Raw genomic sequence first — 10,399 nt, 5'->3', positions numbered from 1 at the left:
GGCGGGCCGGGGGCGGCGCTGGTGTCGGTGTGCAGGTCGCCTCTCGGCGAGTGGCACGACGCGGCTCCAGCCGAACGGTATTCCGCGAAGGCGATATTAGGGATTGCAGATCATCAAGGTGTTGCTTGCCGACCTGGGGCTCGTTGGCCTGGTATGCGCATCCCGGACGAGACCTGTGACCAACTCTCCGCGAAGTTCGCGGTGCTGTTTCCACATCTGGACGAGCAGCAGCGACGGCTGTTGATGGGAACCGAGGCCCGGTTGCTGGGGCATGGTGGCATCCGTGCTGTCGCTCGGGCGGCTCAGGTCAGCGAGACGACGGTCAGCGAGACGACGGTCCGCAATGGCGTGTTCGAGCTGGAATCCGGAGAGGAGCCGTTGGGGCGGGTCCGGCGTCCCGGCGGAGGACGCAAACGGGTTGCCGGCACGCGTTCCAGGGTGCCTGGGAATATGCACTGCACGCCGCCCTCCAAGACCGGGATCCAGGCACAGAGCATCAAAACAACGTGTTAATGATCTGCAATCCGCTGGTCGAGTGACCAATTCGTCAGTTTCAGCGGATTAAGCATCAGCCAAACGTTCGTGACACATTGAGCACTGACGTCAAACGTGGCCATCCCATATCGGCGCGCCTCATTCCTAAGCATGTATCCGAGACCGTCAGCCGTGTCTCGTCGCTCAAAACGGAGGGCGGGTTGCTTACGCATCACTCCCATGAGCCACCGCGCTACATGATCCGAACCACGGATAACCTGAGGTGCGGCATTGACGAATCCGCCGCCATCTACTCGCAGTTCGACATCTGGAGCCAGTACGCGCAGCAGGTCTTCAATATTCCCTCCAACCGTTGCGTCGCGGAATGCCCGAACAACTTCATCATGCTGTTGAGGAGAAACTCGTGCTCGCCTTCCTCCTCGAACGTGCCGACGTGCGGACGTCGCCAATTGCCTTACAGCTCCTGGTGAACGGCCTACAACACTAGCAATCTCGCCAAACGGCACGCCGAATACATCATGCAGTACGAACGTCACTCGCTCCGCTGGGGTCATAGACTCGAGGACCGTCAACAAAGCCATACTGACCGTATCATCGAGGGAAACGCGATCGAGCGGATCGGCGGCGATATGACTGGAGCTCGTTGGCTCCTTCGCTGCGTCCGCAAAGAGGTCAGATGGGACTGGCTCCGGTAGCCATTGTCCGACGTACGTCTCCCGTCGTGCCCGCGCGGAGCCCAGCATGTCGAGTGAGATACGGCTCGCAACTCGCATCAACCACGCAGCGGGCGTGGCAATCGCTTCGCGTTCCTCGGCCTCAAGGCGGTACCATCTGACATACGTCTCTTGCACAACATCTTCAGCATCGGCCAGGGTGCCCATCATACGAAAGGCCAGCGACATCAAACGGCGTCGCTCGGCCGCGACCGAATCGAGAATCCGCGATTCATCACGCTCGGCTCTTCCAAACCCTACGGATTCGGATTCGGCAGGAAAGTCTTCCGACATTGGGCACCCTTTCCGATCTAAGGCGGCATGCCCCAACTATCATCTGACAGTCGAGCGATCCATCCTCATCCTATTTTGGTTTCAGGCGAGAGAGATTCCTGAAATGGGGTACCTCACAGTGCCTACCCGGTGAGCGCCACGTGGAACCATGGCATCCGGTGCACCTTCCGCGTCCACGGTCACAACCTCGCGGTCGTCTCCACGATCAGCCAACGTGGCACGGAAGAGGTCATCGTGGTAGAAGCGGTCGGGCCCAGCGATCTCGACCTCGCTTCCCGGCTCCAATGTCGTGGCAGCCTCGGCGAGCAGCTCGATGACCTCGTCCAGCTCGACGGGCTGGATGAACGACCTGGGAGCGAAAACCTTTCCCTCCACAGTGTGCTGGTCAATGAGGATGGGGATGTAGCTCTGGAACTGAGTGGCTCGGATGATGGTTGCGGGGATCGAACCGGATCGTGCGGCCTTCTCCTGCGCTACCTTGCCGAGGTAGTACCCAATCTCAGACGCGTCTCCTTGTCCGACGCCGACGATGGAGAGCAGGACGTGATGACGCACACCTGCCCGCTTGCCCTCCGCATTCAGATTGTTGATCGATCCCTCAAAGAACGAAATGGCCCCCTCCGCATCAAAACGGGGGGTGTTCAGGACGTTCACGATGGTGTCTACTCCGACGAGGGCCTCGGCGAGCCCCTCGCCAGAGATCACGTCGATCCCGTCATCAAGTCCTCCCGAAACCACCTCGATGCCCCTTGCCTCCAGCTTGTCAGCAAGGGGGGAGCCGACACGGCCGCGCCCACCAGCGATGAGAACCTTCATTTCTCACTCCGTTCCGGGCCACCGGTCGCCGGCCCTCACCAATATGACGACGCAGGCCAGGAAGATGTCAGGCTCCGAGGCAGATCTTTCTCAGAGCCCCTCAGCCGCTGCGACCGGCGGTGTTGGCATACGCCTCACCATGCAAGGCGCGCCGGAGCCCCCACGGCCCGCACTCACCGGTGTGGTCCGCCCCCAGTTGCCCCGAAGCGAAGGTGTGCGGTGCCTGGTCTCGGGCATGATCGACATCACCTGACTCCCGGTCGCGCCTGTCGCGACGGGGGAACGACGCTTACCCCCCTCGTCGTCGAGATCACCTTCGACCTGGCACCGCCGGACACACACGCGCCCACCAGATCCGAAAACGGACACTGATGCCTGATCGCCGCCTGCCGACCCTGACCAGCACCGCGATGATCGACTCGGTTTCCGTGAAGTCGCCGCATCGGATCGCCCAGGACACCCCGACATCAAGGAAGGCGAGTCGATCACTCCTCCGGTGGGGCGAATGCGTCAGGTGCCCAGGTAGCGCAGGACGGCGAGGATCCGCCGGCTGTAGCCGGTCGTGTGGGCGAGATCGAGTTTGTCGAAGATGGCGTTGACGTGCTTCTCGACAGCGCTCTGCGACACGTGCAGCCGCTGGGCGATGGCGAGGTTCGTGTGGCCCTGCGCCATCTCGTGCAACACGTCCCGTTCGCGCGGTGTCAGCCGACCGAGCGGGTCGGGCCGCCCCGAGCCGGCCACCACCTGCCGGACCACCTCCGGGTCGAGGGCGGTGCCTCCGGCGGCGACCCGGTCGAGTGCGTCGAGGAAGTCGTCCACCTGGGCGACCCGGTCCTTGAGTAGGTAGCCGACCCCCTCAGGGCGGTCCGCGAGCAGCCGGCCGGCGTACCGCCGCTCCACGTACTGCGAGAGCACGAGGACGCCGGTCTCGGGCCACCGCCGACGAATCTCCAAGGCTGCCCGCAGCCCGTCGTCGGTGTGAGTGGGCGGCATCCGGACATCGGTGACGACCACGTCGGGGCGGGTCCGTCCTGCCGTCTCGACGAGCTCGTCGGCGGTCCCAACCCCGGCAAGCACCTCGTGGTCCTCCTCGGCGAGGAGCCGCGTCAGGCCTTCCCGGAGCAGTGTCGAGTCTTCGGCGAGGACTAGCCGCACGGCAACTCCGCCAGCAGTGTCGTCGGACCGCCACCGGGGCTGGTCACCCGCAGCCGGCCGTCCAGCGCGGCGACCCGTCGCGCCAGCCCGGACAGCCCGCGCCCTGTTGGTTCCGCCCCGCCGACGCCGTCGTCGTGCACGCGCATCCGGATCCACCCGTCCTGTGCCTCGAAATCGACAGTGACCAGGGTAGCGGCGGCGTGTTTCGCGGCGTTCGTGAGCGCCTCGCAGGCCACGAAATAGAGCACCGTCTCGATCTGCCGCTCGGGGCGGACCGGCAGCTCGTAGCGGATCCGCACCGGCACCTCGGATCCGCGCGCCGCGATGGCCAGGACCTCGCCCAGATCGTTGCTGTCCAATGCCGACGGGTAGACCCGCCACGCCACCTCACGCAACTCCTCGACGGCCCGCTGCACGTCCTCGTGTGCCTGCACGATCAGCGCGCGCGTGCGGTCGGCGTCGCGGGCACGGCGGGCACGGCCGAGCAGCATGCCGAGGGCGATCAGCCGCTGCTGCAGGCCGTCGTGCAGGTCACGTTCGATGCGCTGCCGTTCGGCGTCGACGGCGGCGATGACCCCGGCCCGACTGGTGGTCAGCTCCTGGACCCGTCGCGTCAGCTCCGCCCGAGTTCCCGGGCTGAGCAGTCGTCGCGCCAGCCGGACGTCCAGCGCCGCGATACTGACGAAGGCTTGAACGTTGAGCAGTAGCAGGACCACACCGACGCCGACCTGGGCCAGGGCGTCGAGGAGGGTCAACTCTCCGCGCACCGCCGCGCGCAGCACGATCCAGGCCAGCACCACGCCGACACCCAGCACGGCGTACGCCAGCACGCCGAGCGTGCCGGTCAGCAGTCGGGCGGCCAGGTAGCCGACCTGCCGTCGGGTCGCCACATCGTTTGTCGTGGGCGACTCTTCTGCGGCGAGCAGCCCGCCGAGGCGGCGACGTTCCATGTGCACCAGCCGCCCCGCGTAACTCTTGGTCAGGGCAGCGACCCGACAGCGGGCCGCGGGCTTGACCGCGACCAGGCTGAACGCGGCGGCCGCGACGGCGAGGAAGGCGAACCCGACACCGGCCGTCGCGATGCCGGCGGCGACGCCGACCGGAAGCCGGAGCACGCCCCACCATCTGTCGGTTCGCCGCTCGCCCGCCACCTCGTCCGTCTTTCGCACCGGCCTGTCCCCCTCTGCTCTGGGAACCAGAGAGGGTCGACTAGCGGTCGTCCGAGCCCCACGACCCGCTGCGGTAGAGCGTGCCGCGACCGGCCGGGTCGGGCACACCGTTCAGTGCGTTCGGCTCGGGTTCGACCGGTTCGGGGTTCTGCGCGGCGCGGCGGGCTCGCAGCACACGGGACCCGACGAACCAGGCGGCCGCCGCCACACAGACGACGATCACCACCTTCTGGAGCATGCCGGCGTAGCCCTCGACGAGATGCCAGTTGTCGCCGAGCAGGTAGCCGGCGAGGACGAACGTGGTGTTCCAGATCAGGCTGCCCAGCGTGGTGTAGATCAGGAACGTGCTTACCGGCATCCGCTCCACCCCGGCCGGGATGGAGATCAGGCTCCGGAAGATCGGGATCATCCGGCCGAAGAAGACGGCCTTCACGCCGTGCCGGAGGAACCAAGCCTCGGTCCGGTCCACGTCGCTGAGCTTCACCAGGGGAAGCCGGGACACGATGGCGCGCATCCGGTCGCGCCCCAACGACGCGCCGATCAAATAAAGCGCGAGCGCACCCACCACCGAGCCCAGCGTGGTCCAGAAAATCGCACCGACCAGACTCATCCGTCCCTGCGCGGCGACGAACCCGGCCAACGGCAGAATCACCTCACTGGGGATCGGCGGGAAGAGGTTCTCCAGCGCCACCGCCAGGCCGGCACCGGGGCCGCCGAGCCGTTCCACCAGGTCAGTGACGTAACCGACGATGCCGCCCTGCGGCGGTTCCGCCGCGGCGGTGGGGGTTCCGGTGGCGAGCAGGGCGTGGGACGTTCGAATCATGCCCCCACGGTACGAAGCGATCCTGAGAGTCGACCATGAGGCCGACCGCCCGACCACGCGGGTCGACCACATCGGTAAGGGTGTGGAAAACCGCACCCCGCTGCGGCTCGCGGTGGCGCAGCCGGCGTGCGTACCCCTGGATGTCGCGGAGAACGCGCGGGCGCACGCCGCCGCGGTCCGCGCGGCGCGTGCCCGGGTGGTGGTCTTTCCGGAGCTGTCGCTGACAGGGTACGAGTTGGACGCGCCGGTCGTGTCGGTCGACGACGCGCGGTTGACGCCGCTGGTCGAGGCGTGCGCCGAGACGGGCGCGTTGGCCCTGGCCGGTGCGCCGGTCGCGGGCGACCACATCGCGATGCTGGCCGTGACCGGGGGCGGTGCGACGGTGGCGTATCGGAAGATGTGGTTGGGCGGCGCGGAGTCCCGCCGCTTTCGACGGGGCGACGCGCCGGCAGTGCTCGATGTGGACGGTTGGCGGGTGGGGTTGGCGATCTGCAAGGACACCGGGGTCGCCGCGCACGCGGCGCGGACCGCGGCCCTCGGGATCGACGTGTACGCGGCGGGTGTCGTGGAGGCCGCGCGCGACGCCGCCGTGACGGACCAGCGGGCGCAGCGGATCACCGCGACCCACCGGGTCTGGGTGGCGGTGGCGAGTTTCGCCGGCTCGACCGGCGGTGGCTTCACCGAGGCGGCCGGGCGGTCGGCGGTGTGGACGCCGGAGGGCGAGGTCGTCGGGCGCGCGGGCACCGAGCCGGGCCAGTCGGTCAGCGTCAGCCTCGACTGACGGGTCTCCACCTGTGGCCCGACCCTGGCGGCGACAGGCGCGGTTAGGGTGACGCAATGATCTCCGGACGAGTGGTGCAGCTGCGGCGGCACCCGGTGAAGTCGCTGCTCGGAGAACGGATCCCGGCCGCCGACATCGGCGCGACCGGCGTCGTGGGTGACCGCGTGCTGGCCCTGTTGGATCAGACCAGTGGACGGGTGGCCAGCGCCAAGCAACCGCATCGGTGGCGCGGCCTGCTCGCGCTGCAGGCGACAGGAGGGGTGACCGATCCGGTACGGATCACTCTGCCCGACGGCCGACACCTGTCGGTCGAGGACCTCGACATCGACAGGGCGCTCAGCGCGGCCGTGGGTCGCCCGGTGACCGTTGTCGACGCCGTACCGGCCGGCGCTACCCTGCTGCGGTCGAACCCGGAGGCGGTGCTCGCCGCCGGTCTTGACGACGAGGTTCCGGCCGACGAGAGCCGGCTCGGATCGGTGCTGCCCGGCACCTTCTTCGACTTCGCTCCGATCCACCTGGTCACCACCGCGACCCTGGATCGGATCGCCGGGCACCTACCGCCCGGAGCCGGGACAGTGGAGCGCTACCGGCCCAACCTGGTGCTCGACACGGACACGGATGCCTTCGCCGAGAACGGCTGGGTCGGCCGGGAGCTGCGCGTCGGCCCGGACCTGGTGCTCGCAGTGCTCGCCCCGACGCCGCGCTGCGCGGTGCCGACGCTCGCGCACGGACCGCTGCGCCGCGAGGCCGAGGCGCTGCGGGTACCCGCCCGGCTCAACCGGATCGAGCCCCTGCCCGGGATGGGTCCCCAGCCGTGTGTCGGCGCGTACGCCCGGGTGGTCCGTCCCGGGCGGGTGGCGGACGGCGATCGCGTTACGGTCGGACCATGAGCACCGTTCCCTCCCGCCTGTCCGTGGTCACCCTGGGAGCACGCGACATCGGCACGCTACGGTCGTTCTACCGGTCGCTGGGGTGGCCGGAGGTGCCGGCCAGTGACGACGGGTGGTCGGCCTTCCTGCTCGGTGGCGTCCTGTTCGCGCTCTACCCGCTGCCGGAGCTGGCCGCCGAGGCCGCGCCGGGAATGCCCGAACCGGCCGCGGGCTGGTCCGGCGTCACCCTGGCCTGCAACGTCGACAGCCGCGAGGAGGTCGACACGGCTTTCGCAGCGGCCGTCGAGGCGGGCGCGACGGTGGTGGCGGAGCCGACCGACCGACCCTGGGGTGGGCGCTCCGGCTACCTCGCCGACCCGGAGGGCAACCGCTGGGAGATCGCCTGGGCGGGCACGGCCCGCTTCGACGAGCGCGGTGCTCTCCTCTCCTTCGGCTGAACATGGTGTTTGCAAGCGGACGATGACCTTGGAATGCTTCGCGGATGACTTCCTTGCCGGGGACCTTCGCACCCGACGTCATCGCCTTGCCGGAGCAGGCGCAGTTCGAGGCGTTCATCGACGAACACCGCCGGGCGCTCGACGGCTACCTGGACGGGCTGACCGAGGAGCAGGCACGCCGGTCGTTGGTGCCGTCCCGGACCACCCTGCTGGGCCTGGTGAAGCACGCCACCTTCGTGGAGAAGGTCTGGTTCGACGAGGCCGTCACGTGCCGCTCACGCGCCGAGATCGGCATCCCACCCACGCCTGGCGACTCGTTCCTCCTCGACGACGACGACACCATCGCCAGCATCCTGCAGGCACACCGGGAGGCGTGCGAGGCGTCCCGCCGGGCCACGGCCGCCCTGGGCCTGGACGACCTCCTGCGCGGCCACCGCAGTGGCCCGCAGCCGCTGCGCTGGGTGTACCTGCACGTGCTGCGCGAGCTTGCCCAGCACTGCGGGCACGCCGAGATCCTGCGTGAGCAGATCCTGAGCGAGCAGCGCGGGTGACCCGGCCCGGTCAGCCGGCGTCCAGCACCTCCCGCAGCCGTACCGCGAACTCCTCGGGCTTGCCCGCGTAACCGAACTCGCCGCCGAGGAAACCGCCGTGGTGACTGGGGAACACCACGGCCTGCTGACCGAGCGCAGCCGCCATGCCGTGGGCCGTCCGCGCGGTGTACGTCCCCGCCGACTCCTCCCCGACCGCGATGACGATCCGGGTGGGTGCAGCGGCGAGCAGGCCCGTGTCCGGCCGGTAGTCGGTGATCGCCCACGAGTTCTTTGACAGCAGCGGGTCGTCGCGGGTGCCGTCGTCATCCGTCGACATGCCGAACATCGCCGGATCGGGGGTGGGCTGGGCGAAGTAGGCATCGGTGAACTCGCCCTGCCAGGACGTCATCGCGATGAACGCGGCCATGCCGGCGCCGGCCCCCTTCGCCTGGTACGCGTCGTAGAACCCGGCGCGGGCGCGCTCGGCGGCGTCGGCGTCGGGAAGCACGGCGTTGATCGGGGGTTCGTGCGCCACCAACGTCAGGACGTCTCCGGGGTACGCAGCGACGAGTTCGAGTGCCGTCACCGCGCCGCCGCTGCTGGCGAAGACGTCGACCGGGCCGGCACCGAGCGCCTCGATCAGCAGGTGCAGGTCGGCCGCCTGCTGCTGCGGCGTGTGGTCGGTCCGGCCGTCCGTGCGGACGCTGCGGCCGAGGCCACGCGGGTCGTAGGTGACGACGGTACGGTCGGTGAAGTGTGGCGCGAGCGCGGTGAAGCCCTCCGCCGCCATCGGCTGGCCGATCATCAGCAGCACGGGGTGTCCGCCGGCCGGGGGCAGCGGGCCTCGGACGTCGTAGACCAGGTCGACGCCGGGTACGGCGAGGGTGTGCGTCTGCGTTGTCGTCATCCGGTGAGACTACGACCGGCGGGAGCGGGCGGGCGGCCACGCCGTGCCGGCGACGCCGAACAGGTGGCCGTCGGTCGTCAACGAACGGGTCACGCTCGGGCCCACCCGCCGGTGTCGGCGAAACGACGGAGCGTCCAGCGGGCCGGCGGCCACCCGCCCGGGTCGTGGTCGGTCGTCCAATCGGTGATCGAGGCCGGGGGCACGTCCAGGTCGAACGCCCGGAAGACAGGCTGCGCGGCGAGCGCGTGGAACGCGCCCTCGACGGTCTCGCTGTGACCGACCAGGATCGCCGTGGAACCCCGGTGCCGATGGGCGATCTCCATGATCGCTCGGCTGACGCGGACCACCAGCTCGGCCCAGCTCTCGTTGCCCTCCTCGAACGGCCGGAACACACCGCCGCCGGCCACCGCGTGTTCGGTGCGGAAGCGGGCGGTCGGAAGGCCGTCGGCGTACGGGGGTGTGTGCCAGGTGCACAGGCCACAGTCGGCCACGGGCCGGACGCCGAACGCGGTGGCAATCGGTTGCGCTGTCTCGACAGCCCTCCGCAGCACGGACGAGTAGACCGCCACGGGTCGGTCGGCGGCGACCTCACCGGTGAGCCGCTTGGCGAGATCGTTCGCCTGCTCGTGACCGAGGGCGGTGAGGCCCCGGCAACCACGTGGTCCGCCCACGATTCCTTCGAGCTGGTGGAGCGACTCGCCGTGTCGCACGAAGATCAGACGTGTCCGCATCGGGACATCATGCCAGCGGTATAGACGCAGGTATCAGTCGTCCGTACGGCCGGTGAAGATGCTGCTGGTCCGCGCGAGGAGATTGTCCAGCTGGGCGCCCGTCCGCGCTGGTAGCCGGTCGCGCTCCACCAACTCGGCGATGTGTTCCCGCAGCTCGGCGACGCGCTTGGTCCGGTCCCTGGTGTGGCGGTTCAGGTCGGCGAGTTCGTCGCGCAGGTCTTCGGCGGTCTTGCGGTCGATGTCACCGCGGGCCAGCGCGCTGGCGAGGACGGCGGCGAACTCGCCGGTCACCTCGCGGAGGCTGACCGGCACCTGCTGCCCGCTGGTCGGGGGCGCGGTGCTGGCGGATGGTGACGGCGAGGGTGGCGGCTTCGGTGTCGGCGACTGCGTCGTGGGTCTGGGCGCCGGCGCGGAGGCCGAGGGCGCACCGGCGACGTCGGCGGGGTCGCGGGTGCCCGAGGGGCCGAACTGGCCCTGGGTGAGCAGGGCGCCGAGGCCGACGAGCACGGCGAGGCCGGCCGCGACCAGCACGGCGAGGGGCCGGCGCGATCGGCGGCGGGCCGGCCACATCCGTTCGGACTAAAGTTACGGAGGAGAAACAGTTGACCACTTTTTAGCAACACAGAGTGACGCAGCAGCCCCGTGGCGTTGCCGAACC

At 69.2% G+C, this 10,399-nt stretch carries 12 protein-coding genes and 1 pseudogene; 5 read left to right on the top strand and 8 right to left on the bottom strand.

Features of this window, described 5'->3' with window-relative positions; translation table 11 throughout:
- Positions 1-153: 153 nt before the first annotated feature.
- Positions 154-418, top strand: a pseudogene (locus ACWCO3_RS24895) (ISAzo13 family transposase); the annotation flags it as partial.
- A gap of 91 nt (positions 419-509) precedes the next feature.
- Here ACWCO3_RS24895 and sigJ read toward each other — a convergent pair.
- From sigJ to ACWCO3_RS24870, 5 genes are all read right to left on the bottom strand, one after another.
- Positions 510-1,502 carry an RNA polymerase sigma factor SigJ gene (sigJ, locus tag ACWCO3_RS24890; protein ID WP_450012301.1) on the bottom strand — a complete coding sequence of 331 codons (993 nt, stop codon included), beginning with the start codon at positions 1,500-1,502 and terminating at the stop codon, positions 510-512.
- Between the two features lie 81 nt (positions 1,503-1,583).
- A complete protein-coding gene (locus tag ACWCO3_RS24885) occupies positions 1,584-2,318 on the bottom strand; it encodes an SDR family oxidoreductase (protein ID WP_145782718.1) in 735 nt (244 codons plus the stop codon).
- A gap of 510 nt (positions 2,319-2,828) precedes the next feature.
- Positions 2,829-3,473 (bottom strand): response regulator transcription factor, encoded by a 645-nt coding sequence (locus tag ACWCO3_RS24880; RefSeq protein WP_357932913.1) that lies wholly within the window; start codon positions 3,471-3,473, stop codon positions 2,829-2,831.
- On the bottom strand, positions 3,464-4,642 hold the full coding sequence (locus ACWCO3_RS24875; RefSeq protein ID WP_450012298.1) for a sensor histidine kinase: 1,179 nt from the start codon (positions 4,640-4,642) through the stop codon (positions 3,464-3,466). The genes ACWCO3_RS24880 and ACWCO3_RS24875 overlap by 10 nt, the downstream gene beginning before the upstream one ends.
- A gap of 40 nt (positions 4,643-4,682) precedes the next feature.
- Positions 4,683-5,465, bottom strand: coding sequence for a DedA family protein (locus ACWCO3_RS24870; protein ID WP_357838397.1), 783 nt, complete (start codon positions 5,463-5,465; stop codon positions 4,683-4,685).
- An 82-nt stretch (positions 5,466-5,547) separates the two neighbouring features.
- Here ACWCO3_RS24870 and ACWCO3_RS24865 point away from each other — a divergent pair, with 82 nt between their 5' ends.
- Genes ACWCO3_RS24865 through ACWCO3_RS24850 form a run of 4 tightly spaced genes read left to right on the top strand, consistent with a single transcriptional unit; the run spans position 5,548 to position 8,124 of the window.
- A complete protein-coding gene (locus ACWCO3_RS24865; protein WP_450012303.1) occupies positions 5,548-6,246 on the top strand; it encodes a carbon-nitrogen hydrolase family protein in 699 nt (232 codons plus the stop codon).
- A gap of 56 nt (positions 6,247-6,302) precedes the next feature.
- Positions 6,303-7,136 carry an MOSC domain-containing protein gene (locus ACWCO3_RS24860; RefSeq protein WP_145782726.1) on the top strand — a complete coding sequence of 278 codons (834 nt, stop codon included), beginning with the start codon at positions 6,303-6,305 and terminating at the stop codon, positions 7,134-7,136.
- Entirely contained in the window at positions 7,133-7,573 is a 441-nt protein-coding gene (locus tag ACWCO3_RS24855) for a VOC family protein (protein WP_145782728.1), read from the top strand. The genes ACWCO3_RS24860 and ACWCO3_RS24855 overlap by 4 nt, the downstream gene beginning before the upstream one ends.
- A gap of 44 nt (positions 7,574-7,617) precedes the next feature.
- A complete protein-coding gene (locus ACWCO3_RS24850) occupies positions 7,618-8,124 on the top strand; it encodes a DinB family protein (RefSeq protein WP_450012295.1) in 507 nt (168 codons plus the stop codon).
- A 10-nt stretch (positions 8,125-8,134) separates the two neighbouring features.
- Here ACWCO3_RS24850 and ACWCO3_RS24845 read toward each other — a convergent pair whose 3' ends face one another.
- The 3 genes from ACWCO3_RS24845 to ACWCO3_RS24835 form a co-directional block, all read right to left on the bottom strand.
- Positions 8,135-9,010 carry an alpha/beta fold hydrolase gene (locus ACWCO3_RS24845; protein WP_358167466.1) on the bottom strand — a complete coding sequence of 292 codons (876 nt, stop codon included), beginning with the start codon at positions 9,008-9,010 and terminating at the stop codon, positions 8,135-8,137.
- A gap of 89 nt (positions 9,011-9,099) precedes the next feature.
- Positions 9,100-9,741 carry a histidine phosphatase family protein gene (locus ACWCO3_RS24840; protein WP_145782732.1) on the bottom strand — a complete coding sequence of 214 codons (642 nt, stop codon included), beginning with the start codon at positions 9,739-9,741 and terminating at the stop codon, positions 9,100-9,102.
- 33 nt (positions 9,742-9,774) lie between these two features.
- On the bottom strand, positions 9,775-10,311 hold the full coding sequence (locus ACWCO3_RS24835) for a hypothetical protein (protein ID WP_450012292.1): 537 nt from the start codon (positions 10,309-10,311) through the stop codon (positions 9,775-9,777).
- Positions 10,312-10,399: the final 88 nt, after the last annotated feature.

Source organism: Micromonospora sp. NPDC002411 (assembly GCF_053592955.1).
Note: the sequence above shows the minus strand (reverse complement) of the source record. Positions and strands in the feature narration are given on the sequence as shown.